The sequence below is a fragment of the Pseudomonas sp. MM211 genome (genome assembly GCF_020386635.1).
Taxonomy (GTDB): Bacteria; Pseudomonadota; Gammaproteobacteria; order Pseudomonadales; family Pseudomonadaceae; genus Aquipseudomonas.
Genome location: NZ_CP081942.1, coordinates 3,473,287 through 3,498,525, shown reverse-complemented (window position 1 = coordinate 3,498,525; position 25,239 = coordinate 3,473,287). Strand labels below are relative to the sequence as shown.

General features: G+C 59.8%; 19 protein-coding genes. 8 read left to right on the top strand and 11 right to left on the bottom strand.

Going from position 1 to position 25,239, the window contains the following annotated elements; translation table 11 throughout:
* Positions 1–16 precede the first annotated feature (16 nt).
* Entirely contained in the window at positions 17–802 is a 786-nt protein-coding gene (locus K5Q02_RS16065) for a TSUP family transporter (RefSeq protein ID WP_225832176.1), read from the top strand.
* Here the strand turns inward: K5Q02_RS16065 and nudC are convergent.
* From nudC to K5Q02_RS16030, 7 genes are all read right to left on the bottom strand, one after another.
* Positions 770–1,600 carry an NAD(+) diphosphatase gene (nudC, locus tag K5Q02_RS16060; protein WP_225832174.1) on the bottom strand — a complete coding sequence of 277 codons (831 nt, stop codon included), beginning with the start codon at positions 1,598–1,600 and terminating at the stop codon, positions 770–772. The genes K5Q02_RS16065 and nudC overlap by 33 nt on opposite strands.
* A complete protein-coding gene (locus K5Q02_RS16055) occupies positions 1,600–3,258 on the bottom strand; it encodes a ferrous iron transporter B (protein ID WP_225832172.1) in 1,659 nt (552 codons plus the stop codon). The genes nudC and K5Q02_RS16055 overlap by 1 nt, the downstream gene beginning before the upstream one ends.
* Before the next feature lie 38 nt (positions 3,259–3,296).
* Positions 3,297–4,109, bottom strand: a complete 813-nt coding sequence (locus tag K5Q02_RS16050) for a crotonase/enoyl-CoA hydratase family protein (RefSeq protein WP_225832169.1) — start codon at positions 4,107–4,109, stop codon at positions 3,297–3,299.
* 196 nt (positions 4,110–4,305) lie between these two features.
* Complete coding sequence (locus tag K5Q02_RS16045) at positions 4,306–6,564, bottom strand: arginine/lysine/ornithine decarboxylase (RefSeq protein WP_225832167.1); 2,259 nt, start codon at positions 6,562–6,564, stop codon at positions 4,306–4,308.
* Between the two features lie 115 nt (positions 6,565–6,679).
* Positions 6,680–7,423, bottom strand: a complete 744-nt coding sequence (gene dnaQ, locus K5Q02_RS16040) for a DNA polymerase III subunit epsilon (protein ID WP_225832165.1) — start codon at positions 7,421–7,423, stop codon at positions 6,680–6,682.
* Positions 7,416–7,868, bottom strand: coding sequence for a ribonuclease HI (gene rnhA / locus K5Q02_RS16035; protein ID WP_225832163.1), 453 nt, complete (start codon positions 7,866–7,868; stop codon positions 7,416–7,418). The genes dnaQ and rnhA overlap by 8 nt, the downstream gene beginning before the upstream one ends.
* Before the next feature lie 46 nt (positions 7,869–7,914).
* Complete coding sequence (locus K5Q02_RS16030) at positions 7,915–8,676, bottom strand: methyltransferase domain-containing protein (protein WP_225832160.1); 762 nt, start codon at positions 8,674–8,676, stop codon at positions 7,915–7,917.
* A gap of 88 nt (positions 8,677–8,764) precedes the next feature.
* On the opposite strand from K5Q02_RS16030, the gene gloB reads away from it, so the two are divergent.
* The 7 genes from gloB (at position 8,765) to K5Q02_RS15995 (ending at position 18,706) form a co-directional block, all read left to right on the top strand.
* A complete protein-coding gene (gene gloB / locus K5Q02_RS16025) occupies positions 8,765–9,538 on the top strand; it encodes a hydroxyacylglutathione hydrolase (RefSeq protein WP_225839706.1) in 774 nt (257 codons plus the stop codon).
* A 99-nt stretch (positions 9,539–9,637) separates the two neighbouring features.
* Positions 9,638–11,194 carry a lytic transglycosylase gene (locus K5Q02_RS16020; protein ID WP_225832158.1) on the top strand — a complete coding sequence of 519 codons (1,557 nt, stop codon included), beginning with the start codon at positions 9,638–9,640 and terminating at the stop codon, positions 11,192–11,194.
* A 107-nt stretch (positions 11,195–11,301) separates the two neighbouring features.
* Positions 11,302–13,134, top strand: a complete 1,833-nt coding sequence (locus tag K5Q02_RS16015) for an extracellular solute-binding protein (RefSeq protein ID WP_225832155.1) — start codon at positions 11,302–11,304, stop codon at positions 13,132–13,134.
* Entirely contained in the window at positions 13,131–14,981 is a 1,851-nt protein-coding gene (locus K5Q02_RS16010; RefSeq protein WP_225832153.1) for an extracellular solute-binding protein, read from the top strand. The genes K5Q02_RS16015 and K5Q02_RS16010 overlap by 4 nt, the downstream gene beginning before the upstream one ends.
* A complete protein-coding gene (locus K5Q02_RS16005; protein WP_225832150.1) occupies positions 14,982–16,070 on the top strand; it encodes a microcin C ABC transporter permease YejB in 1,089 nt (362 codons plus the stop codon).
* 1 nt (position 16,071) lies between these two features.
* Positions 16,072–17,091: an ABC transporter permease gene (locus tag K5Q02_RS16000; protein ID WP_225832148.1), complete on the top strand. Its 1,020-nt coding sequence runs from the start codon at positions 16,072–16,074 to the stop codon at positions 17,089–17,091.
* A gap of 1 nt (position 17,092) precedes the next feature.
* On the top strand, positions 17,093–18,706 hold the full coding sequence (locus K5Q02_RS15995) for an ABC transporter ATP-binding protein (RefSeq protein WP_225832146.1): 1,614 nt from the start codon (positions 17,093–17,095) through the stop codon (positions 18,704–18,706).
* 132 nt (positions 18,707–18,838) lie between these two features.
* Here K5Q02_RS15995 and K5Q02_RS15990 read toward each other — a convergent pair whose 3' ends face one another.
* The 4 genes from K5Q02_RS15990 to clpX form a co-directional block, all read right to left on the bottom strand.
* Positions 18,839–20,698 (bottom strand): SurA N-terminal domain-containing protein, encoded by a 1,860-nt coding sequence (locus K5Q02_RS15990; RefSeq protein ID WP_225832144.1) that lies wholly within the window; start codon positions 20,696–20,698, stop codon positions 18,839–18,841.
* Between the two features lie 217 nt (positions 20,699–20,915).
* A complete protein-coding gene (gene hupB / locus K5Q02_RS15985) occupies positions 20,916–21,188 on the bottom strand; it encodes a nucleoid-associated protein HU-beta (protein ID WP_172152308.1) in 273 nt (90 codons plus the stop codon).
* A 134-nt stretch (positions 21,189–21,322) separates the two neighbouring features.
* Positions 21,323–23,719, bottom strand: coding sequence for an endopeptidase La (lon, locus tag K5Q02_RS15980; RefSeq protein WP_225832141.1), 2,397 nt, complete (start codon positions 23,717–23,719; stop codon positions 21,323–21,325).
* Between the two features lie 149 nt (positions 23,720–23,868).
* Positions 23,869–25,149, bottom strand: a complete 1,281-nt coding sequence (clpX, locus tag K5Q02_RS15975) for an ATP-dependent Clp protease ATP-binding subunit ClpX (RefSeq protein ID WP_225832139.1) — start codon at positions 25,147–25,149, stop codon at positions 23,869–23,871.
* Positions 25,150–25,239: the final 90 nt, after the last annotated feature.

Genomic DNA, 25,239 nt, shown 5'->3' with positions numbered 1-25,239 from the left:
ATACAGGTCGCCTTTTATGTCCTTCCCGTTCGAAATGGCCGTCGATCCCACGACGTTGCTACTGCTCGCCCTGGTTGCCTTCATCGCCGGGTTTATCGACGCCATTGCCGGGGGTGGCGGGCTGCTGACCATTCCCGCCCTGCTCACCACCGGTATGCCGCCGCACCTGGTGCTGGGCACCAGCAAACTCTGCGCAACCTTTGGCTCGGGTACCGCGGGCTACGCCTTCTATCGGCGCAAGTTGTTCACCCCGGCCAAGTGGCGCAACGCGATGATCGGCACCGCCATCGGCGCCATTGCCGGTGCCGTACTGGTGCACTGGATACCTGCGGAGTGGATCAATAAGATGCTGCCGGTGGTGGTATTCGCCTGCGGCATCTATCTGCTGTTCGGCAAGACGCCCAGCGCACCGCTGGATGCCGACCTGCCGATCGCCAAAAAACGCCAGTGGCCGCAGAGCCTGACCCTGGGTTTCTACGACGGCGTGGCTGATCCCGGTACAGGCGCTTTCTGGACGGTCAGCACGCTACTGATGTATCCGCTCGATCTGGTGCGCGCCAGTGGCGTGGCACGCTCGATGAACTTCATCAGCAATGCCTGCGCACTGGTAGTGTTCATCGCGGCGGGTCAGGTGGCTTGGTTGGTGGGGCTGTGCATGGGCTTTTCGCTGATGGGCGGCGCCTTTCTCGGCGCGCGCACAGCGATTGGCGGTGGCTCGAAGTTCATCCGCCCGGTGTTCATTCTGGTGGTGTTGGGCCTGACTACGCGGCTAGTCTGGCAGCACTGGTTCGGCGCGGCCTAAGCGGCGCGCCACATACAGGTCGATCAGGTAACGAGCGATGGATCGGGACGCCGGCAATGGCGGTAGCTCATGTACCGAAAACCACTGCGCGTCTTCGATCTCCGCTTCCTGCCTGACGATCTCACCACCGGCATAATGGGCATGGAAGCCTAGCATCAGCGAGTGCGGAAACGGCCAGTTCTGGCTGCCTTGATACTCGATATCACAGACTTCCACGCCCACCTCTTCGCGCACTTCCCGCGCGACGCACTGCTCCACCGACTCGCCAGGCTCGACGAAACCGGCCAGGGTGCTGTACACGCCGATGACGAAGCGCGGTGAACGAGCCAGCAGCACCTCATCACCACGGGTGACCAACACGATCATGCTCGGCGACAAGCGTGGGTACTGGCGCAGGAGGCAGCGTGGGCAATGCATCGCACGCTCGCCTATTACAGGCTCCATGGCAGTGGCACAGCCGCCACAGAAGCGATTATCACTGGCCCAGGTGCCGATCTGCGCGGCGTAGCCAAGCATCTGGAACAGTTCGGCATCACCTTCGAGCATGACCTGACGCAGGCCCTGCCAGCTGCACCCCGGCAGCTCGGCCTTGTGCTCCAGCTCCAGCAGGTAGAGTGGATCGCCGCGAAAATGCCCGAGGCCATGCTCGGCGATTACCGGCAGACCCTGCTTCTTCAACCAGTCACGGGGAAACAGCAGGCCATTGGTATCGGCCAGAAAATGCTGTCGGTGGTGAGCCAGCACCCAGCCTCCAGGTTGCCCACAATCCAGCAGCTCGGGCAACCAGCTCGGGGTCATCAGGCCGCCACCTCTTGACCCAGGGCGCGCACGCTCTCCGCAGCCAGATCCAGCACGCTCGGCTGTGCCAAACCGTTATCGGCTTCCAGGTAATATTCAAGGCTGCTCAGCGCATCGGCGAGCACTTCCAGGCGCGCATCGGCTGGCATCTGCTCAGCATCGAGCATCTGTGTCTGGATGTAGTCCGCACAGGCGCCGACCAACGCCGCCGCACGTTCCTGGCCAAGAAACCACAAGCCGCCACGAACCGCCTGTAAGCTGAATGGCACGTTGGCCAGGTGCATGCGGTCACCAGACGCCTCGAGGTAGGCGGTGATCGCGCGTTTGGCCAGCGCCAAGCCCGCACGCGCTTCATCCAAGACGACGATCCGCGCTTCGAAAAGCTGATGCTGGGCGAAGGTACAAATCTCGGGTTCCGGGCGTGGCACGCTCACCCGCTCACCACGCTCGAGCGTTGCTACCATGCCTTCGACATAGAGCACGACGTCAGCCAGAACGACTAATTGTTCTGGCTCTGCTGGGGCGCCCTCACACCAGCCATTAACCGTCGGCAATTGGTTTGACAGTGAATTGCCCGCAGAACTGAGACCGACCATGGCCAGCGTCTTGCTCAGTTTGCCCAGCAATGCATGCAGGTTGGTCAAACCCTCCTCCTGCAAAGTGCCGCGTTCGATCAGATCGAGCAAATCCTTGACGCTGGCCAGCTCTTCACGAATGGCCGAGCTGAGCGAACGCATCACCGCCTGTCCGGGCCCGGAGAGTCGCTGATACTCCTCTTCCAGCAGGTGATCGGTAAACGGCAACGGCGTGATGCCAAACAACTCGCGCACCTCACCTGCCAACGCACCTCGGCCACCGGACAGCGCGACCAGATACAGCAACTCCTTGAGCAGGCTGCGCGGCGGTTCGTAGGCACCGTTGACGAGCATCTGTCGTAATTCGCGGTCGATCCGCGAGAACAGCTGCTTGCGCGATTTGCGCGGCAACAGCTGGCCATCGTTCTGCGCTTCGAGGGCTGCCGCACTCAACCAACACAGGCGACCGCGCGGCTCGTTGGCGAACAACCCGTCCAAGCGGCTCATCGCACGCCCCATCAACTTCATGCTGGCGGCAGGATTTTGCTCGCGGATAAAACCAAGCAGCCCTACCTGATACATCTGTCGCAGACGGCGGCCTTCGCTTTCCTTGGCGGCGGCATCCAGCGCCGGTGGCACCATGCGCGGCCGGGCCTGGTCGAGGCGTACGCTGAAGAAAAAGCTTTCCGGTAGTGGTGGCTGCTTGCAGGCCTGGCGCAGATCATTGATCGCTGGCAGCAGGAGCTCGGGCATTTCCTGACGATGCGCGTCCAGGCCTTCGAGATATCGACGCAGTACGTGCAGGGCATTGCTCAGCGCCGCCAACTGGGCGTCGCGTTCGGAACCCACGCCAGCGGGAATGTCAGTCGCCTGGTCGAGCACTTCCTGGGCGAGCAGCTCGGCACCGGTGAGTTCGATCAGGTTGAGCGTACCGCGCACCTGTTGCAGATTGTCCACGGCCTGCTGCAGCAAGCTGCCGTTATTGCGCTCGACGATGAACTGTTCGAGGCTCGCTTCGGCCTCTTCGATCGTGGCGAACAGTTCGTTGCGAACCAGCCCCAGTGACGATGCTCCAGAAACCATTCGCTATTGTGCCCCCTGCACAGGTATATGAAGCCGCATCAGTCGGCGAACTCCGGGTGCTGCTTGCTCATATGGGCCGCCATGGCCACGCGAAGATCAGCAGACTGCAACATGGCGGCATTCCACGTGGCGACGTATTCGAGTCCGTCGTCGACGCGATGATCGCGCATATAGCGAATCATTTCCTTGGTACCGCTCACGGCAATCGGCGATTTTGCAGCGATCACTCGTGCAATGTCCATGACCCCCGCAAGTAGCGTGTCGGCATCGCTGAACACCCGGTTGACCAGCCCGATTTCCCGCGCCTCGGCGGCGCCGACCGTACGCCCGGTATAGGCGAGTTCACGGAGCATGCCGTCACCAATGATTCGCGGCAGCCGCTGCAAGGTGCCGACATCGGCGGCCATGCCAATATCGATTTCCTTGATGGCGAACTGGGCATCCTCGGCGCAGTAGCGCATGTCGCACGCCGACACCAGATCGATCGCGCCACCCAGGCAATAACCCTGAATGGCTGCCAGCACCGGCTTGCTGCATTCATCGACGGCGTTGAACGAGGCCTGCAGCTCGAGAATCTTGCGGCGTAGCGTACGAGCATTACGACCCGCATCCTTCCCCAACTGAGTGCCGAGCTGCGCCAGCAGGCTGAGGTCGATGCCCGAGGAAAAGTGCTTGCCCGCACCAGACAGCACCACCGCGCGCACCTCATCGGTCTCGTCGATCCAGCGGAAGATCTCGATGATTTCCGTCCAGAAGGCGGCATTCATGGCGTTGATCTTGTCAGGACGATTGATCACCACATGGGCGACCTTGTCCAACAGCTCGACACGAAAGGCCTGATACTCGGTCATGGCAGTCATCCTCGGCAGACGGCGCTGGGCGCTCGGGTACGTTCAGTATCTAAAAGCGGCTTGTGAGCCCCCGCGACGGCAGCTGCTTGAGAACCGCGCAACTATAGCAAGCGGCGCCTGAAAGTCGATCACGCCCGGTGTGACGTACAGCACGCCTCGCCCAAGCCGATGTTTCTGCATGACGCCTGTAACGCGGTTATGCCTCGATGATGCAATCGACCGTGTAATAACTTCCCTGCTCGCCCTGGTGACGTTGCAACCCGTGCACGTCGGCATCGAAGCCAGGAAAACGCTGCTCGAAAGCCCTGGCGAAGCGCAGATAGTCAATGATCGAGCGAGTTTCCGCGGTGAACCGCTCGCCCGGCATGATCAGCGGAATACCCGGCGGGTAAGGCACCAGCATCACCGCAGCGATGCGCCCTTCGACGTCATCGACCAGCACCTCCTCCACCTCGCCGCGTACCAGCTGGTTATAGGCATCGGCCGGTTTCAAGGCAATTTCAGGCAGCACGGTGTACATGCGCTTGAGGGATTTTGCGGTGGCGTTTTCGCGGTAGCAATCGTGCAGCGCATCGCACAGATCGCGCAGCCCCATGCCCTGATAACGGCTGGCGCCTTCACGGGCCACCGAAGGCAGTACTGAGGTCAGTGGCAGATTGGCGTCATAGCTGCGCTTGAACTCCAGCAGCTCGGTCAAGAGCGTGCTCCACTTGCCCTTGGTGATGCCCATGGAGAACAGCACCAGGAACGAGTACAGGCCGGTCTTCTCTACCACCAGGCCACGTTCCCAGAGGAATTTGCTGACCACCGCCGCAGGAATACCGCGCTCATCGAGACGACCGCCTGCGGTCAGCCCAGGCATGACCAAGGTCACCTTGATCGGATCGAGCAGCACGTAATCCTCGGCCACATCGCCGAAGCCGTGCCAGTCGGCATCGGGCTGCAGCAGCCAGTCCGGCGTCGATACGTCGTCGGCGCCTTCGGTTTGTGGTGGCTGCCAGATGCTGAACCACCAATCCTCACTGCTCAGGCTCTGACCGAGGTTGGCCAGGGCACGGCGGAAGCTCAGGGCTTCGTCGAAGGTTTCCTGGATCAGCGAACGCCCGGCCGGCCCTTCCATCATCGCCGAAGCGACGTCCAGCGAGGCGATGATGCCGTACTGCGGCGAGGTGGAGATATGCATCATGAACGCTTCGTTAAAGCGGTCGCGGTCGAGCTTGCGCACGCCGCCGTCCTGGACGTGAATCATCGACGCCTGGCTGAAGGCAGCCAGCAGCTTGTGGGTCGAATGGGTGGTGAACACCATCGGCCCGCCCGCCTCACGCGTGGTGCCCATGCCGTAGCGGCCGGCGTAGAACTCGTGGAAGGCGGCGTAGGCATACCAGGCTTCGTCGAAGTGCAAAACTTCCACCGAATCGCCGAGGGTGCGCTTGATCAGCTCGGCGTTGTAGCACAGCCCGTCGTAGGTCGAGTTGGTGACCACCACCAGCTTGACCTTCGGCTCACGGCCGCGGGCCAGCGGGCTGGCATCGATCTTGGCCTGGATCGACTCGCGGGAGAACTCGCTCAGCGGAATCGGCCCGATGATGCCCAGCTCGTTGCGCTCCGGCGATAGGTACAGCGGAATCGCCCCGGTCATGATGATCGCGTGGAGGATCGACTTGTGGCAGTTGCGATCGACCAAAACCAGGTCATCGCGGCCAACCATCGAATGCCAGACGATCTTGTTGGCGGTCGAGGTGCCGTTGATCACGAAGTAGGTGTGGTCGGCGCCGAAGTTGCGCGCGGCCCGCTCTTCGGCGGCGGCCAGGGGGCCGGTGTGGTCGAGCAGCGAGCCCAGTTCGGGCACCGATACCGAAAGATCGGAGCGCAGGGTGTTCTCGCCGAAGAACTGGTGGAAGGCCTGCCCGACCGGGCTCTTGCGATAGGCCACGCCGCCGCCGTGGCCCGGCGTGTGCCAGGAATAATTGGACTGCGAGGTGTGCTGCACCAGCGCTTTGAAGAACGGCGGCAGCAGGCCATCGAGGTAATTGCGGGCAGCGCGCGCCACCTGGCGAGCCAGAAACGGCACGGTGTCTTCGAACAGATAGAGAATACCGCGCAATTGGTTGAGATCGGCCATGGCTTCGGCCGGCGCATTTTCGATGGTGACCTGCTCGCCCAGGGCAAAGATCGGCAACTGCGGCGCACGCCGACGGGCGATGCGGATCAGCGCGACCATGTCCTGCAGCAAATGGCGGTTTTCCCCGGCGCCCTCGGCGGCGACCAGAATGCAGGCCAGGCCATGATGGGTCGACGCGACGATATGCCCTTCCGCCGAACTAGCGGTGGAGAGGATGGTGAAACCGTCCTGCTCCAGTTCCTGGGCGATGGCCCGTACCCGCTCGCCGGCCACGGTATCGGCCTTGATATCACGATGAACGATGAGTACGGGGAACTTGAGGTCTTTGTACATCAGCTACACCTGAGGTCACACGGGATTGGCCCGCTGTGCCCTCAGGGTAGAGGGTCGCCGGAGAGGACGGAACCCCTCGCAGGCGGTGCTATACGAAAAGGTCGCAATTCGCCGCTCAGGAGGCGGATGTACCCTGCTCCAGCTGCGCCCATAGCGCCGGTGCGCCGGCGGACTTCTCGATAGCGGCCAGTCGTGCAACGTGTGCGGCAACGTCGTCGGCACTGGCAGCGATCACGGCGCCACGCGCGCGATCAGCCGGCAGACGGCGGATCGGCGTCGGTTGCTGGCGGCCGTTACCGTCGCCCTCCGAACCATCGCCGGCCAGGGACAGATTGGTCTGCCCACCGGTCATCGCCAGGTAGACGTCGGCCAGAATCTCCGAGTCGAGCAAGGCGCCGTGCAGTTCGCGGCCGGAGTTGTCGACGCCGTAGCGTTTGCACAGCGCATCGAGGCTGTTGCGCTGGCCCGGATGGCGCTCGCGGGCCATTTGCAGGCTGTCGAGCACGTCGCAGTAGGAAGCCAGATCGGCGCGCTCGTGCTGACCGATCAGATTGAACTCGTTGTTGAGGAAGCCCACGTCGAACGGCGCGTTGTGGATGATCAGCTGCGCGCCCTTGATGAACTCGTAGAACTCGTCGGCGACTTCCTTGAAGCGCGGCTTGTCCTTGAGGTCTTCGCTGGTAATACCGTGAACGGCGATGGCGCCTTCGTCGATCTCACGATCGGGCTGCAGGTACACGTGGAAATGGCGCCCGGTCAGGCGACGGCCCTCAACCTCGACGCAGCCGATCTCGATGACCCGGTGGCCATCGCCTACCGGCATACCGGTAGTTTCAGTATCCAGTACGACTCTACGCACGCTTCATGCTCCTGATGTCTTCGACGCCGCGGTTGGCCAGTTGGTCAGCACGCTCGTTGCCCGGATGGCCGATGTGGCCGCGCACCCACTGCCAGGTCACGTTGTGGCGGTTGACCTGCTCGTCCAGCTGCTGCCACAGGTCGGCGTTCTTCACCGGTTCTTTCGCGGCGGTTTTCCAGCCACGCTTCTTCCAGTTGGGCATCCATTCCTGAATACCCTTCATGACGTACTGCGAGTCGGTGACCAGACGCACGTCACAGGGACGCTTCAGCTCGGCGAGGCCGCGGATCGCGCCCATCAACTCCATGCGGTTGTTGGTGGTCGCTAGTTCACCGCCCCACAACTCCTTCTCCACACCCTGGAACACCAGCAATGCGCCCCAGCCACCGACGCCAGGATTGCCCTTGCAGGCACCGTCGGTGTAAAGCTCAACTTGTTCGGACATTCAGCGCCTTTCTATCTATGGTCTGATTCGAGATTGCAGCAGTGGCTCAGGATGCGTCGCTATCGCGACGGCTGACCTTGGCAACCGGCATGGGCACCAGCTTGCCCATCGGCTCGCGACGGGACTGGCGCAGGGGGCGCAGGCCGACCACCAGCTTGCGCGCTACCAATACGTAAAAACCGCCACCCGGCGACTGCCAGGCACCGCCCCAGCGTTCCAGCGGGGCCAACCGAGTCTGCCAGGCAGCGGAAGCAAGCGGCGGACGATAACATCCGAAGCGCCGTTTCTCCAGCGCGAAGCCGAGCAGGTTGAGCCAGTCGGCAAGGCGCCCGGGAGCGATGCAGCGGGCGTCGTGGAGAACGTCATGAGCGAACAGATGACGTGCGCCCCAGGCACTCAGCGGGTTGATGCCGACCACCAGCAAGTGACCACCCGCACGCACGCTGCGCGCAGCCTCGCGCAACAATCCATGGGGCGACTGGCAGAAGTCCAGACCATGCTGCAGCACCACCACGTCGGCGGCCTGCTCGACCAGCGGCCAGGACTGCTCTTCACAGACGATCTCGACCCCCGCGAACGGCGCGCCAAGGCGCACGCTGCGCTGGATCTGCTGGGTCTCGATGGAGGTTTCGGCGCATGGGCCGTAATGCACCAGGTAACCGCCGAAGAAACGTGCCAGTTCTTCATCCAGCAAGCGCTGCTCCTGCTCCAGCAGCAGACGCCCCAAGGGGGTGGTGAACCACTCTCGGGCAGCACCAATCAGCTGAAGCCAATCGGCATCAGCCTGGGCAAAGGGATTGTCGCTCATGGACGCTTGTTCATAGGGATTACCTGCATAGCCATCTTCAACAATGACACCTAAGATGCACCTTTGTCCCCAACTTGGCGACCACCTGATGATCAAGATCGAAGCCCTGAGTGCATTCTCGGACAATTACATCTGGCTGTTGCAGGATGAACGGGACAAGCGCGTCGCCGTGGTCGACCCCGGTGATGCGGCGCCCGTGCAGGCCTGGTTGCAGGCGCATCCAGGCTGGACGCTGAGCGATATCCTGATCACCCACCATCACCCGGACCACGTAGGCGGCGTCGAGCAATTGCGCCGCGACAGTGGTGCGCGCGTCTATGGCCCGGCCAAGGAAAACATCCCCGCCCGCGACCAGGCGCTGGTCGATGACGAACGTATAGAAGTGCTTGGCCTGCCCTTTCAGGTGATCGACGTGCCGGGCCATACCCTTGGCCATATTGCCTTCTATCAGGACGACCATCACTGGCTGTTCAGTGGCGACACCCTGTTCGCCGCGGGTTGCGGCCGGCTGTTCGAAGGCACTCCCGCGCAGATGCACCACTCGCTGCAGCGTCTTGCCGCATTGCCGGACGACACGCTGATCTACTGCGCCCACGAGTACACCCTGAGCAACCTGCGCTTCGCCCACGCGGTTGAGCCCGGCAACCCGGCCGTTACCGAGCGCCTGCAACAGGTCACCGAATGGCGTGAGCAGGGCCGTATCAGTCTGCCCTCCGTACTGGAACTGGAGCGCGTGACTAACCCCTTTCTGCGCGGCGCTGAAACATCGGTTAAAGAAATGATCGCCAGCCGCGAGGGTCGCTCGATCGACAGCGAGGCCGAGGTTTTCGCGGCATTACGTGCCTGGAAAGATCACTTCTGAAACACGACTGGGCCGCAAAAACTCTGGTCAAAACTTGACCACCCCTGGATCGGTTTCTAGAATCCTCCAACTTTCGATCCAGGACACCCCCACTAACCAATGCCTTATCAGCCCTGTAACTCACTGAATTCAAAGGCATTGTCCTTGCGTTATCCGGCGCTTGCAGTGGCCATTTTTGCCATTCTCAGCGGCTGCCAAAGCCTGGATCAACAGGCCGTTGACTCAGTCCCTGCAGTCGATCTGAGCGGCAGGACTCCGCACGAGCCTCTGTGGATCAATGGGCCGGCTCAGGCTGAGCAACCCAAGGACATCTGGGAACGGGTGCGAGCGGGTTATCAGTTGCAGGACAACATCGGCGTCAACCCGCGTATCGAACAGCAGCGCCTGTGGTTCGCCAGCAACCCGTCTTTCGTCGAGAAGTCCGGGGAGCGCAGTAACCCGTACATTCACTACATCGTCGAGCGTCTGCAAGAACGCAACATGCCGATGGAATTGGCACTGCTGCCGATGATCGAAAGTGCCTACAACCCATTTGCCTACTCTCCGGCCGATGCAGTTGGCCTGTGGCAGTTCATCCCGTCCACTGGGCGCAACTTCAACCTGCGCCAGACCAGTTGGTACGACGGCCGTCGCGACGTCACAGCGTCCACCCAGGCCGCCATGAATTACCTGGCTCGCCTGCACGAGATGTTTAACGGTGACTGGCTGCTGGCCCTGGCTGCCTACAACGCCGGTGAAGGTCGAGTCAGCCGGGCCATTGAGCGCAACCAGAAGCTCGGCCTGCCGACCGACTACTGGAACCTCTCGCTGCCCCAGGAAACTCAGAATTACGTGCCCAAGCTGCTCGCCCTTTCCCAGGTGATCATGGCGCCCAATGCTTACGGCGTGAGCCTGAGCCCAATCGCCAATGAGCCCTACTTCGAGGAAGTTGAGCTCAAGCAGCGCATGGATCTTTCCCGTGTCGCCGCCCTCGCCGAAGTCGATGAAGACGAGCTGTATCTGCTCAATCCGGCCTTCAAGAAGCGCATCACCGTCGACGGCCCGCAGCATCTGCTGGTACCGACGCAGAAGGTCGAGCTGCTGACTGCCAACCTGTCGACCCTCAAGCCCGAGGATCTGCAGAACTGGCAGGAGTATGTGGTGCGCCCAGGTGACAACCTGCACGGCATAGCCAACCGCTACGAGCTGAGCGTTGCCAGTATCAAGGAGCTCAACCAGATCGCCGGCAATACCCTGCGCGTCGGCCAGCTCCTCAATCTGCCAACCACCGCGCAACCAGCACCGGACTCGACACCGCAACGCACTGCCAACACCGCCATCGCCTCGCGCAGCTACCAGGTACGCAACGGTGACAACCTGTGGCAGATCGCCAAAGCCCACAACGTCGCGGTGACCGACATCCAGCGCTGGAATACGCTCAAGGGCAATTCCCTGCGTGTCGGCCAGAATCTGAAGCTGCAGGGCACGGCGGGCACTCAGGCAGTCGCCAGCCTGGAACGCGATGACGTGACCTACTACAAGGTGCGCAAGGGTGACTCGCTGCACCTGATCGCCAAGCGTTTCAATGTGCAGATGAAAAACCTGCAGAGCTGGAATCCGAGAACCGGCAAGGCGCTCAAACCGGGCCAAGTACTGACCCTGCGCCTGCCTAACTGAAGTTCATTGCGACACACTTGATGCACACCGCCGGGGCCGGCCTTTTTCCTGTACAGACAAGCTGTTACTGTACGAAGACCTCTGCCGCCCCGGATCGGATACTGCACTTGAGACGCCCTCTCCTCTCGCTGATTTTCGGCCTGGCCACCAGCTTCCCGGCCCTGGCAACGCTCAGCGAAAGCCATGGCTATGCGCAGTTCGGCGCACTCAAGTATCCAGCCAGTTTTACCCACTTCGACTGGGTAAACCCCGAAGCGCCCAAGGGCGGAACACTGAGGATCATGGCTGCTGGCAGCTTCGACACCCTCAACCCCTACACCTTCAAAGGCACCAGTCCGGTCGCCACGGCCAACTTTCTGCAATATGGCGTGACCGAGCTGAACGAGCCGCTGATGGTCGGCACCGGGATGTACGACCCTTCAGGTGACGAACCCGCCTCAAGTTACGGGCTGATCGCCCAATCGGTGGAGTACAGCGAAGATCGCAGCTGGGTGGTATTCAATCTGCGCCCGGAAGCGCGCTTTCACGATGGCAAGCCGATTACTGCCTACGACGTGGCCTTTTCGTACCGACTGCTGCTCAAGGAAGGTCACCCGCAGTACCGTACCAATCTGCAGGAAGTGAAGCGCGTCGATATCCTCAATCGCCATCGCGTACGCTTCGTACTCAAGCGCTCGAACAACCCGCTGCTGATCCTGCGCCTGGGCGAGCTGCCGGTACTGCCGCAACATTACTGGAAGGATCGCGACTTCAAGGCGACCACCTTCGAGCCACCGCTGGGCAGCGGCCCCTACCGAATCACTGGAGTCAATCCGGGACGCAGCCTGAGCTTCGAGCGGGTCGAGGACTGGTGGGGGGCCTCGCTGCCGGTCAACCGCGGCAAATACAACTTCGATCGCGTCGAAGTGGACTTCTACCGCGACAGCCATGTCGCCTTCGAAGCCTTCAAGGCCGGTGAATTCGACCTCTACATCGAACAGCAGGCGAAGAACTGGGCAAACAACTATCGCTTTCCGGCGGTCACCCGTGGCGATGTGGTACGTGCGGAAATCCCTCACCAGATCCCCACCCAGACCCAGGCGCTGTTCATGAACACGCGGCGCGGCACCTTCGACGACGTGCGCGTGCGCGAAGCGCTGGGTCTGATGTTCGATTTCGAGTGGACCAACCGCACTCTGTTCAATGGTTCCTACACCCGCGCCGCGAGCTATTACCCCAACAGTGAGTTTTCCGCCAAAGGGAAACCAGAGGGTGCAGAGTGGCTGCTGCTGTCGCCCTTTCGTGCCCAACTGCCACCAGAGCTGTTCACCGAGCCGTTTCAGATGCCGGTCACCGACGGCCGTGGCATCCCTCGGGAAACCTTGCGCCGCGCCCTCGGTCTATTGGCCGACGCTGGCTGGAAACCCTCAGGCCAGCGCCTGATGAACGACAAGGGCCAGGCGCTGCGCTTCGAGATCCTGCTGGTCAATCCCAATCTCGAGCGCATCCTCCAGCCCTTCACTGAAAACCTCGCGAACATCGGCATCCAGGCCACTCTGAGAACGGTGGATCGCGCCCAGTACAAGCAACGTCTGGATCAGTTCGAATTCGACATGATATTGCTGACCCTGCCGCAAACCCTCAGCCCGGGCCTGGAGCAGTCGCTGTACTTTCACTCCAGCCAAGCCAGCGTCAAAGGCGGGAAGAATTACGCAGGCATCAACGATCCGGTGGTCGACGCCCTGCTCGAAAAACTGCTCTCTGCCCGTAGCCGCGACGAACAGGTAGCTGCTACCCGCGCCCTGGATCGCGTGATGCTCTGGCAGTACTACACCATTCCAAACTGGTACATCGACTATCACCGCCTGGCGTACCGCAACCGCTTTGCATTCGTCACCACGCCGCCCTACACGCTGGGGCTTCGCACATGGTGGCTGAAACCCACGGAGACCGCCCGATGACGCGTCCACTGCGCTCATTCCTGATGCATGGCAGCGCCCTGTTGCTGCTTGGCCTTGCCAGCCTGTCCCAGGCTGCGCCACAACACGCGCTGACGCTTTACGGCGAGCCGCCGAAGTACCCGGCCAGCTTCAAGCATTTCGACTACGTCAATCCCGATGCGCCCAAGGGCGGCATCCTGCGTCTGCCTGGCCTCAACGGCTTCGATAGCTTCAACCCGTTCATTCCCAAGGGCAACGCGGCGGATCGCCTGGGTCTGATCTATGACACCCTGACCTACCATTCTCCAGATGAGCCTTTCACCGAGTACGGGCTGCTGGCCGAAAAAGTGGAAAAGGCTGCAGATGACAGCTACGTGCGCTTCTTCCTCAACCCCAAGGCACGTTTCAATGATGGCGAGCCGGTCACCGCCGAGGATGTGATCTTTACCTTCAACACCCTTCTCGAGCATGGCGACCCCATGTACCGCCACTACTACGCCGATGTCGCTGATGTCATTGCCGAGAACCCGCGCACAGTGCGCTTCAATTTCAAGCATGCCGGAAACCGCGAGCTGCCGCTGATTCTTGGCCAACTGCAAGTCCTGCCTAAACACTGGTGGACTGGCCGCGACTTCTCCCGTGGCAGCCTGGAAATTCCTCTGGGCAGCGGTCCCTACCGAATAGCCGAATTTTCACCGAACAGCTCGATACGCTTCGAGCGGGTCAAGGACTGGTGGGCCAAGGATCTGCCCGTGGCCCGCGGCCAATACAACTTCGACGAAATTCGTATTGAGTACTTCCGCGACATGGCCGTCGCCCTGGAAGCCTTCAAAGCAGGCCAATTCGACGTTAACCTCGAATACTCGGCAAAAGATTGGGCCACCGGCTACAACTCACCGGCGCTGCGCGCCGGGCGCTTCGTGCAGGAAGCCTTCCCCAACCGTAATCCGGCCGGCATGCAGGGCTTCGTCTTCAACACCCGCAAGCCCCTGTTCCAGGATGCACGCGTGCGTGAGGCGATCGCCTTGCTGTTCGATTTCGAGTGGGCCAACAAGCAGCTGTTCTACGGCGCCTACAAGCGTACGCATAGCTACTTCGAGAACTCGGAAATGGCGGCTAACGGCCTGCCCAGCGAAGCAGAACTGAAGCTGTTGGAGCCGTTACGTGGGCAGATCCCTGAACAGGTGTTCACCGAAGCCTTCAAAAACCCAGTCAGCGATGGCACCGGCATCATCCGCGATCAGGCCCGCCGCGCCTATCAGCTACTCACTGAAGCCGGTTACCGTATCGAGAACGACAAGATGGTCGATGCCAATGGCAACCAGCTTGCGTTCGAATTCATCAATCACCAGGCCAACCTGGAGCGTGTGATTCTGCCGTTCAAGCGCAACCTGGCGGAATTGGGTATCTACCTGCAGATTCGTCGGGTCGACGTCTCCCAGTACATCAACCGCCTGCGTTCGCGGGACTTCGACATGACCTCGGCGATCTGGCCGCAGTCTAGCTCGCCGGGCAATGAGCAGCGCGAGTTCTGGCACTCCAGTAGCGCCGACAATCCAGGCAGCCGCAATCTTATCGGCCTGCGCGACCCAGCCATCGACCAATTGGTCGATGGCTTGATCCGTGCGGACTCGCGTCAATCGTTGATCACTCATACAAGGGCGCTGGATCGCGTCCTGCTATGGGGCAACTACGTGGTGCCGAACTATTTCGTCGACGCCTACCGCGTGGCCTACTGGAAGCGCTTCGGGCACCCGGAGAAATCGCCACTGTACGATTACGGTCTGATGACCTGGTGGCAGGAAAAGCCGGTCGGCGAAGTGGTCACTCCTGAAGAAACGCCCACCACCGAGCAGGAAGAACGCTAAATGCTGTCCTATATCCTGCGGCGCTTGCTGCTGATCATTCCAACGCTGTTCGGCATTCTGGTGATCAATTTCGTGATCATTCAAGCCGCACCTGGCGGATCAGTCGAGCAGATGATTGCCAAGCTCGAAGGCTTCGATGCCGCCTCCGGTGGGGCCACGGGGCGTATATCCGGTGGTGGTGGCGGTGAGGTAGCAACCGCGGGCTCCAACTACCGCGGCGCCCAGGGCCTCGATCCTGAACTGATCGCCGAGATCGAGAAGATGTACGGCTTCGACAAGTCGGCGCCCGAACGCTTTTGGATCATGCTCAAGAGCTATGCCCAACTGGATTTCGGTGAGAGTTTCTTTCGTGACGCCAAGGTCATCGATTTGATCCTGGAGAAAATGCCCGTGTCCATTTCCCTCGGGTTATGGAGCACGTTAATCATGTACCTGGTTTCCATTCCACTGGGTATCGCCAAGGCGACACGGCATGGCAGCGTTTTCGATGTATGGACCAGCTCGGCGATCATTATTGGTTACGCGATTCCGGCGTTCCTGTTCGCGATTCTGCTGATCGTGTTATTCGCTGGTGGCAGCTATTACGACTGGTTCCCGCTGCGCGGGCTGACCTCGAGCAACTTCGACGAACTGAGCTTCAGCGGTAAGCTGCTCGACTACTTTTGGCACTTGGCACTCCCCGTCACCGCACTGGTGATTGGCAACTTCGCCACCCTCACCCTGCTGACAAAGAACAGCTTCCTCGATGAAATCAACAAGCAGTACGTGACCACCGCCCGGGCCAAGGGCCTAAGCAACACCCGTGTGCTTTATGGCCACGTCTTTCGCAATGCCATGCTACTGATCATCGCTGGTTTTCCGGCAGCCTTCATCGGCCTGTTCTTCACCGGCTCGCTGCTGATCGAGGTGATCTTCTCCCTCGACGGTCTTGGCCTGCTGAGCTTCGAGGCGGCGATCAACCGCGACTATCCGGTGGTCTTTGGCACCCTGTTCATCTTCACCTTGTTGGGACTGGTTGTGAAACTCATCGGCGACATTACCTATACCCTGGTCGATCCACGCATCGACTTCGAAAGCAGGGAGGGCTGACATGGCACTTTCCCCGCTCAATCAACGCCGCTTCGAGCTGTTCAAGGCCCACAAGCGTGGCTGGTGGTCGCTGTGGATTTTCCTTGCCCTGTTCTTCGTGACCCTGGGGGCCGAGCTGATCGCCAACGACAAGCCCCTGGTCGTCAGTTACGACGGCGAGCTCTACTTCCCGGTGCTCAAGCGCTACCCGGAAACCACCTTCGGCGGTGAATTCCCCCTGCAGGCGAACTACAAGAGCCCTTATATCCAGGAGCTGATCGAGCAGAAGAATGGCTGGATGGTCTGGCCGCTGATTCCCTTCAGCTACTCCAGTATCAACTACGACCTCAAGGTGCCGGCCCCCGCTCCGCCCTCGGCGGACAACTGGCTGGGCACCGATGACCAAGGCCGCGACGTGCTTGCCCGGGTGATCTACGGGTTCCGTATTTCGGTGCTTTTCGCTCTCTCGCTAACCTTGGCAAGCTCGGTGATCGGCGTCGCGGCAGGTGCCTTGCAAGGCTTTTACGGTGGCTGGGTGGATCTGACTGGGCAGCGCATCCTGGAAATCTGGTCAGGTCTGCCGGTGCTGTACCTGCTGATCATCCTGGCCAGCTTCGTGCAACCGAACTTCTGGTGGCTACTCGGCCTGATGCTGCTTTTTTCCTGGATGAGTTTGGTGGATGTGGTGCGTGCAGAGTTCTTGCGTGGCCGCAACCTGGAATACGTGCGTGCCGCCCGTGCACTGGGCATGCGTAACGGCTCGATCATGTTCCGGCATATCCTGCCGAACGCCATGGTTTCGACCATGACCTTCCTGCCGTTCATCCTCACTGGCGCTATCGGCACTCTTACCGCCCTGGATTTCCTCGGCTTTGGCCTTCCAGCCGGCTCACCGTCACTTGGCGAGCTGGTGGCGCAGGGTAAATCCAATCTGCAGGCGCCGTGGCTAGGGATGAGCGCCTTTGCTGTGCTGGCCATCATGCTCAGCCTGCTGGTATTCATCGGCGAGGCCGCCCGCGATGCCTTCGACCCGAGGAAATAAGATGACCGATCCTGAAAACCTCGTTGAAGTGCGCGATCTGTCCGTGGCATTCGTCAATGGCGACAGCCATCGGCAGGTGGTCAACAACATCAGCTTCGATATTCGCCGGGGCGAAACCCTGGCACTGGTCGGTGAAAGCGGGTCAGGAAAGTCAGTCACCGCCCACTCGATCCTGCGCCTGCTGCCCTACCCGCAGGCGCAGCACCCCAGCGGCAGCATTCACTACGCCGATCAGGATTTGCTCAAGCTCAGCGAGAAAAAGTTGCGCGGCATCCGTGGCAACCGCATCGCCATGGTGTTTCAGGAGCCGATGACCTCGCTGAACCCCTTGCACAGCATCGAGAAGCAGATCAACGAAGTACTCGCCCTGCACAAGGGCCTGAGCGGCAAGGCGGCTACACGGCGCACTCTGGAGCTGCTGGAGCTGGTCGGCATACCTGAGCCGCAGAAGCGCCTCAAGGCCCTGCCCCATGAGCTTTCCGGCGGGCAGCGTCAGCGCGTGATGATCGCCATGGCCCTGGCCAACGAGCCAGAACTGCTGATCGCCGACGAGCCGACCACCGCCCTCGACGTTACCGTGCAATTGAAGATTCTCGAATTGCTCAAGGAGCTGCAGGCGCGCCTGGGCATGGCCATGCTGATCATCAGCCATGACCTCAACCTGGTGCGGCGTATCGCTCACCGCGTCTGCGTGATGCAGAACGGCGAACTGGTCGAGCAGGCTGAGTGCGAGGCGCTGTTCACCAGCCCGCAACACCCCTATACCCGCGAGTTGCTGGCCGCCGAACCGGATGGCAACCCGGTTGCGACGCAAGCTGCCGACACCATGCTCGAGGTCGATGACCTGCGCGTCTGGTTCCCGATCAAGAAAGGCCTGCTGCGCCGCACCGTCGATCATGTAAAGGCGGTAGACGGCATCAACTTCAGCCTGCAGCGTGGCCAAACCCTGGGCATCGTCGGCGAAAGCGGCTCGGGTAAATCCACGCTCGGGCTGGCCATTCTGCGCTTGATCGGTAGCCAGGGTGGCATTCGCTTCGACAAGCAGTCTTTGAATGGCCTGTCGCAAAACCAGGTGCGCCCTTTCAGGCGCCAGATGCAGGTAGTATTTCAGGATCCCTTCGGCAGCCTCAGCCCGCGCATGACCGTGGGTATGATTGTCGGCGAAGGCTTGCGCATCCATGGCATCGGCAGTGGCGCTGAGCAAGAGCAGGCGATCACTGAAGCGCTTCTGGAGGTCGGCCTGGATCCTGAAAGCCGCCATCGCTATCCCCATGAGTTCTCCGGTGGTCAGCGGCAGCGTATTGCCATCGCTCGCGCGCTGGTGCTCAAACCGGCCTTGATCCTGCTGGATGAACCGACCTCGGCACTCGATCGCACCGTACAGCGTCAGGTGGTTGAACTACTGCGCTCGCTGCAAACCAAGTACAACCTGACTTACCTGTTCATCAGCCATGATCTGGCAGTGGTACGGGCGCTCAGCCATCAGTTGATGGTGGTCAAGCAGGGCCAGGTGGTTGAACAAGGTGACGCCGAGGCGATCTTCCGGGCGCCGCAGCACGCCTACACGCAGCAACTACTGGAAGCTGCGTTCCTGTCGCCGGCCAGTAGCGCATAAGCCTGCGATCGCTGAATGTGAAAAGGCCCCGCTGTCTCTCGACGCGGGGCCTTTTCTTTAGTCTGAGACAAGGCTGCAGAAACACAAAGGCCCCGAAACCGGGGCCTTTGTTTACTCAGCGGACATCCGCACTTAGAAGCGCTCGATGTCTGCCTTGCTCTCCAACTGCTTGCGGAAGGCCGCAAAATCCTGCTGGCCACTGCGCGAAGCGAGGAAGCGACGGTACATCGCCTTCTCTTCATCGCTCAGCGCCTGCTCAGGCTCGCTGACGCCTTTCAGGCGTACCGCTACGAAGTCGCCATTGCCCAGCGTAACGCCAGTAAACTCGGACGCGTCGCCAGTCGGCTTGGGCATACGGAACAACGCTTGTAGCACAGCCGGGTCGACACCTTCCTGATTACGGGTAGCGGCTTCCACCACCTGCCAGTCAGCGCCTTCTGCCTGCGCCTTGCCGTCACGCAGCTCAGCGACCAGAGCCTCACCAGCGGCCTTGGCAGCTTCGCTGGCCCGGGTCTGAGTCAGTTGACCACGGATGCTATCGCTCACCTGCTCCAGCGTCAGCTGTTGCGGCTTGAGATGTTCCTTGACGCGTACAACCACCAGGGTGCTCGGATCGAGTTCGATGGCTCCGCTGTTGCTACCGTCTTCCAGCACTTCCTGGCTGAACGCAGCCTGCAGCACCTGACGGTTACCGGCTAGGCCTTCACCACCCTGACGCCCGAACGGCTCGCTGGTCTGGACCTTCAGGCCCAGTTCCTGAGCTGGCTGAGCCAGGTCAGAGGACTCGAATGCGGCATCTTCCAGTTGCTTGGTCGCTTCGACAAAACGCTGCTCGACACGCTGAGTCTTGAGATCGGCCTCGAGCTTGTCTTTCAGGCTGGCCAGCGTCGGCACTTCAGGAGCCTGCACGCCCAACAGTTTGATCAGGTGCCAGCCGAATTCGCTGCGTACCGGCGCCGACACTTCGTCTTTGTTCAGTGCGTAGAGAGCGTCCTCGAAGGCTGGGTCATACACACCCTTACCTGCGTAACCGAGATCCCCGCCTTCACTTGCGGAACCTGGATCCTGAGAAAACTCCTTGGCCAGCGCAGCAAAATCTTCGCCTTGCTGCAGGCGCTTCTGGACGTCTTCGATCTTCGCCTTGGCCTGCTCGTCGCTGATGTCGCCGCCAACTTCGATGAGAATATGCGCCGCCTGACGCTGCTCGGCCAGGTTGGCAATTTCCGACTCGTAGGCGGTTTTCAGCTCTTCGTCGCTGACGGATATTTCCGAGAAGAAAGCGTCTTTCTTCAGTTCGACGTACTCGAGTACCACCTGCTCCGGGCTCATGAACTGAGACTGCTGGGCATCGTAGTAAGCTTTCACGTCATCATCGCTGACCTGCACCGCATCAGCATCTACCTTGATGGTGCGGGTGGCGAAATCGCGGGTCTGTTTCTCCAGGCGGGCGAATGACGTCACTTCTTCATCGGTGACGAAACCGCTGCCAGACAGTCCGGCACGCAATTGACCGATCAGCATTTCCTGCTCGAGCATCTGACGGAACTGCATGCGGTTGTAACCAAGCTGACGAATAACCTGGTCGAAACGCTCAGCATTGAAACGGCCATCAACCTGAAACTCAGGTGTCTGTACGATCACTTGGTCGAGTGCAGGCTGAGAAAAGGCGAACTTGGCATCGGCAGCGCCTTGTACGAGCAGTGAGCGCTCGATCAATCCTTTCAAGGAAGCTTCACGCAGCAGATTCTCATCCAACAGCGATGCGTCAAATTCCTGACCAAGCTGTTGCAACAGTTGGCGACGCTGCATTTCCACAGCTTGATTGAGTTCGTTCTGGCTAATTGCCTCGCCATTCACTTCGGCAGCGTTCTGGCTGTTGCTGGTACCGGTAATGATGGCGTCAACGCCGGTCAGCGCCATAAGAACGACGATCAGGCCGATGATGGTTTTGGCAATCCAACCCTGTGAATTGTCCCTGATATTTTGCAGCATGCTTCCCCCAGAACGACCACGTACTAAAAATGGCCGCGCAGCGTGGGTAAATTCCGGATAGAAGAAAGGCGCATCCTAGGATGCGCCTTCTCGTAACGTGCGAAGCGGATCGGGATCATCAATCTACAATCCCCGGCGTGACAGACCAGGTGGTCTTATTGCCGCTCCACAACCGAGCCGGGGTTAGCCGACCCGGCGGGCAAAGGCCCGAAGACGCTTAGTTGACGGCGTCTTTCAGCGCTTTACCAGCTTTGAAACCTGGGATCTTGGCAGCAGCGATGCTGATCGGCTTGCCAGTCTGCGGGTTGCGGCCAGTGCGAGCAGCGCGATCCTTGACAGCGAAAGTACCGAAACCTACCAGTACAACGGAGTCCCCAGCTTTCAGAGCACCAGTAACGGATTCAATCACTGCGTCCAGCGCACGGCCAGCAACAGCTTTCGGGATATCAGCAGATGCAGCGATGGCATCGATCAGTTCCGACTTGTTCACTCTAAGTCCCCTTAATTTCGGTTGAGTTTGTTTCTTGATTTTAATGGAAGCGAATCGGGTGCTGGATGGCCTGCCGACACGAATAAGCCGCTTTATAGCAAGGGCTCTAAAATTGTGTCAAGGAAGCCACCCGGCTAATGCGTGCTGATTCGCTCCTTGGAATCAGTCTCGCGTGTTTCATCCTTTGCAACCAACTCCGGAGCCGCGTCTGGCAAGGGCTCCGGGGCGTATTGCAGCGCAATTTGCAGGGCCTCGTCAATCCATTTAACCGGTTTAATCTGCAGGTCTTGTTTGATGTTCTCCGGAATTTCCTTGAGATCGCGAACATTCTCCTGGGGAATGATCACTGTTTTGATTCCACCACGATGCGCCGCAAGCAGTTTTTCCTTCAAACCGCCGATCGCCAGCACCTGACCTCGCAAGGTGATTTCACCCGTCATTGCGACATCCGCACGCACTGGAATCTGCGTCAATGCGGACACCAAAGCAGTGCACATACCGACACCCGCACTCGGGCCATCTTTCGGCGTAGCACCTTCTGGCATGTGGATGTGAATATCACGTTTTTCGTAGAAGTCTGGAGCCACGCCAAGGCTTTTTGCACGGCTGCGCACCACTGTCTGCGCGGCTGTGATCGATTCGACCATCACGTCGCCCAGTGAACCAGTCTTGATCAAATTACCCTTGCCAGGTACCACCGCGGCCTCGATTGTCAGCAACTCGCCGCCCACCTGAGTCCACGCCAAACCGGTTACCTGACCGATCTGATCCTGCTGCTCGGCAAGGCCATAACGGTGCTTGCGCACGCCCAGAAGCTCCTCCAGCGAGTCAGCCGTTACTAGCACATGGAAGCGTTTTTCCTTGATGTGCTGCTTGACCACCCGACGGCAGACCTTGGCAATCTGCCGCTCCAGACTGCGCACACCAGCCTCTCTGGTGTAGTAACGAATAATGTCGCGAATCGCCTCATTCTCGAATTCCAACTCAGTTTTTTTCAAGCCATTGGCCTGAATCTGCTTGGGCGCGAGGTATTTGACAGCGATATTGACCTTTTCATCCTCGGTGTAACCCGGCAAGCGAATCACTTCCATACGATCCAGCAAGGCAGCCGGAATATTCATGGAGTTGGCCGTGCACAGGAACATCACGTCGGATAGGTCGTAATCGACTTCAAGGTAATGATCGTTGAAGTTGTGATTTTGCTCCGGATCGAGCACTTCGAGCAGTGCGGAGGCAGGATCACCACGCATGTCCTGCCCCATCTTGTCGATTTCGTCGAGCAGGAACAGCGGATTGCGCACACCAACCTTGGTCATCTTCTGAATCAGGCGACCCGGCATAGAGCCAATATAGGTACGGCGATGGCCGCGAATTTCCGCCTCATCACGCACACCGCCCAAGGCCATGCGCACAAACTTGCGGTTGGTCGCACTGGCAATGGATTCGGCAAGAGACGTCTTGCCAACGCCAGGCGGGCCGACCAGACAGAGAACCGGCCCCTTGAGCTTCTTCACGCGCTTCTGCACGGCGAGATACTCGAGAATGCGCTCCTTGACCTCTTCCAGGCCGTAATGATCGGCATCCAGAATGCTTTCGGCACGAGTTAGATCCAGGCGTACCTTGCTTTGCGCCTTCCACGGCACATTCACCAGCCAGTCGATGTAGGAGCGCACCACCGTGGCTTCAGCGGACATCGGCGACATCTGTTTAAGTTTATTCAGTTCAGCCTGAGCCTTACCGTAGGCTTCCTTGGTCAGCCCGGCATTCTCGATACGGCGCTTAATCTCATCGAGCTCGTTGTGACCTTCCTCTCCGTCGCCAAGCTCCTTCTGAATGGCCTTCATCTGCTCATTCAGGTAGTACTCGCGCTGGCTGCGCTCCATCTGTTTCTTTACGCGGCCGCGAATACGCTTTTCCACTTGGAGCAGATCGATTTCGGCATCCAGCAGCGCTAACACGTGCTCAACACGTGCAGACAGATCAACGATCTCGAGGATTTCCTGCTTCTGATCGATCTTCAGCACCATATGCGCCGCCATGGTATCGACCAGGCGACTCGGCTCGTCGATGCTATTGAGCGACGACAACACCTCAGCAGGCACCTTCTTACCCAGCTGAACGTATTGTTCGAACTGGCTCAGCAGGCTACGGGTGAATACCTCCGCCTCACGCTCTGGCGCTTCGATCTCGTCAAGCAACTGGACTTCGGCTCGACTGTACCCGTCAGCCTCGATGAACTGTTCGATCTCGCCGCGCTGCTCGCCCTCAACCAGCACCTTGACGGTGCCATCGGGCAATTTGAGCAATTGCAGCACGGTCGCAACAGTACCGACTCGGTAGAGCCCTTCTTCATTCGGTTCATCGTCAGCGGGATTCTTCTGGGCCAGCAGCAGGATCTGCTTTTCCCCGTTCATCGCCGCTTCGAGTGCTTCGATGGATTTCTCGCGCCCCACGAAAAGCGGGATGACCATGTGCGGATAGACCACGACATCGCGCAAAGGCAGGAGAGGCAATTCGATGGTTGTCTTCATGATTTTGGCTCTACAGCGGCCTTGCGGCCGTAAACAGTGGGAGTACCCTTGACGTTAAGATGGGGGTAGCCCCAGGAAAAAACAAGCACTGCTGTCGGCAAAAACAAAGGGGCCCGCAGGCCCCTTGCTTTCAACATGTGACAAACGCATTACGCGTCAGGTGCCGCTTTGGCAGTCGGCTCGCTGTTCTCATAGATCAGCAATGGTTTGGAGCTGCCATTGATGACACTTTCATCAATGACCACTTTGCTGACATCCGATTGCGATGGAATCTCATACATGGTGTCAAGCAGCACACTTTCAAGAATCGAACGCAGGCCACGTGCACCAGTCTTGCGCTCAAGGGCCTTCAGAGCAACGGCCTTGAGCGCGTCAGGACGGAACTCAAGATCCACACCTTCCATCTCGAACAACTTGCCGTACTGCTTGGTCAGCGCATTCTTCGGCTCGGTGAGAATCTGCACCAACGCAGCCTCGTCCAGCTCCTCGAGTGTTGCAATGACCGGCAAGCGGCCAACGAACTCGGGAATCAGGCCGAATTTGACCAAATCATCCGGCTCGATGTCACGTAACGACTCACCGATCTTCTTGCCGAGATCCTTAGTGCGCACCTCGGCACCGAAACCAATTCCGCCCTTGGTGGAGCGGCCCTGGATCACTTTCTCGATACCGGCGAAAGCACCACCGCAGATGAACAGGATGTTGCGCGTATCAACCTGCAAAAACTCCTGCTGAGGATGCTTGCGGCCACCCTGAGGCGGAACCGAGGCGACAGTGCCTTCGATCAGCTTCAGCAGCGCCTGCTGCACGCCCTCACCCGAAACGTCACGGGTAATCGACGGATTGTCGGACTTACGGGAAATCTTGTCGATTTCATCGATGTAGACGATACCCATCTGGGCCTTCTCGACATCGTAATCGCACTTCTGCAGCAGCTTCTGAATGATGTTCTCGACGTCTTCACCCACATAACCGGCTTCGGTCAGGGTGGTGGCATCGGCGATGGTGAATGGAACGTTCAGCAGCCGCGCTAGCGTTTCAGCCAGCAGCGTCTTACCAGAGCCTGTCGGGCCGAGGAGCAGAATGTTGCTCTTACCAAGCTCAACGTCATCCTTCTTCTCGCGCTGATTGAGGCGCTTGTAGTGGTTGTAGACCGCGACCGCCAGGATCTTCTTGGCCCGCTCCTGACCGATCACGTACTGATCGAGGATCGAGCTGATCTCCTTGGGAGCCGGCAGCTTGTGCGCACTGCTCTCGGCCTGGGCTTCCTGAACCTCCTCGCGGATGATGTCGTTGCACAGGTCGACGCACTCGTCGCAGATAAAGACCGAGGGCCCGGCAATCAATTTGCGCACTTCATGCTGGCTTTTGCCGCAGAAGGAGCAATAGAGCAGCTTGCCGTTGTCCTCGCCGTTGCGGGTGTCAGTCATTCGTTCGATCCAAATCCGATAGGCTTACAACAGAAGATGAAGGCTATTGCGGGCTTTTTCAAGCCCGCAAGTGATCGATACAACCGACCA

Bases quoted from the DNA above. Each gene is read 5' to 3' on its own strand.
- clpX (WP_225832139.1), bottom strand. From the start codon at position 25,149: ATGACTGACACCCGCAACGGCGAGGACAACGGCAAGCTGCTCTATTGC.
- K5Q02_RS16005 (WP_225832150.1), top strand. From the start codon at position 14,982: ATGCTGTCCTATATCCTGCGGCGCTTGCTGCTGATCATTCCAACGCTG.
- K5Q02_RS15990 (WP_225832144.1), bottom strand. From the start codon at position 20,698: ATGCTGCAAAATATCAGGGACAATTCACAGGGTTGGATTGCCAAAACC.
- rnhA (WP_225832163.1), bottom strand. From the start codon at position 7,868: ATGTCCGAACAAGTTGAGCTTTACACCGACGGTGCCTGCAAGGGCAAT.
- K5Q02_RS16050 (WP_225832169.1), bottom strand. From the start codon at position 4,109: ATGACCGAGTATCAGGCCTTTCGTGTCGAGCTGTTGGACAAGGTCGCC.
- K5Q02_RS16020 (WP_225832158.1), top strand. From the start codon at position 9,638: ATGCCTTATCAGCCCTGTAACTCACTGAATTCAAAGGCATTGTCCTTG.
- K5Q02_RS15995 (WP_225832146.1), top strand. From the start codon at position 17,093: ATGACCGATCCTGAAAACCTCGTTGAAGTGCGCGATCTGTCCGTGGCA.
- K5Q02_RS16030 (WP_225832160.1), bottom strand. From the start codon at position 8,676: ATGAGCGACAATCCCTTTGCCCAGGCTGATGCCGATTGGCTTCAGCTG.
- K5Q02_RS16045 (WP_225832167.1), bottom strand. From the start codon at position 6,564: ATGTACAAAGACCTCAAGTTCCCCGTACTCATCGTTCATCGTGATATC.
- K5Q02_RS16010 (WP_225832153.1), top strand. From the start codon at position 13,131: ATGACGCGTCCACTGCGCTCATTCCTGATGCATGGCAGCGCCCTGTTG.
- K5Q02_RS16000 (WP_225832148.1), top strand. From the start codon at position 16,072: ATGGCACTTTCCCCGCTCAATCAACGCCGCTTCGAGCTGTTCAAGGCC.
- K5Q02_RS16065 (WP_225832176.1), top strand. From the start codon at position 17: ATGTCCTTCCCGTTCGAAATGGCCGTCGATCCCACGACGTTGCTACTG.
- gloB (WP_225839706.1), top strand. From the start codon at position 8,765: ATGATCAAGATCGAAGCCCTGAGTGCATTCTCGGACAATTACATCTGG.
- nudC (WP_225832174.1), bottom strand. From the start codon at position 1,600: ATGACCCCGAGCTGGTTGCCCGAGCTGCTGGATTGTGGGCAACCTGGA.
- K5Q02_RS16055 (WP_225832172.1), bottom strand. From the start codon at position 3,258: ATGGTTTCTGGAGCATCGTCACTGGGGCTGGTTCGCAACGAACTGTTC.
- lon (WP_225832141.1), bottom strand. From the start codon at position 23,719: ATGAAGACAACCATCGAATTGCCTCTCCTGCCTTTGCGCGATGTCGTG.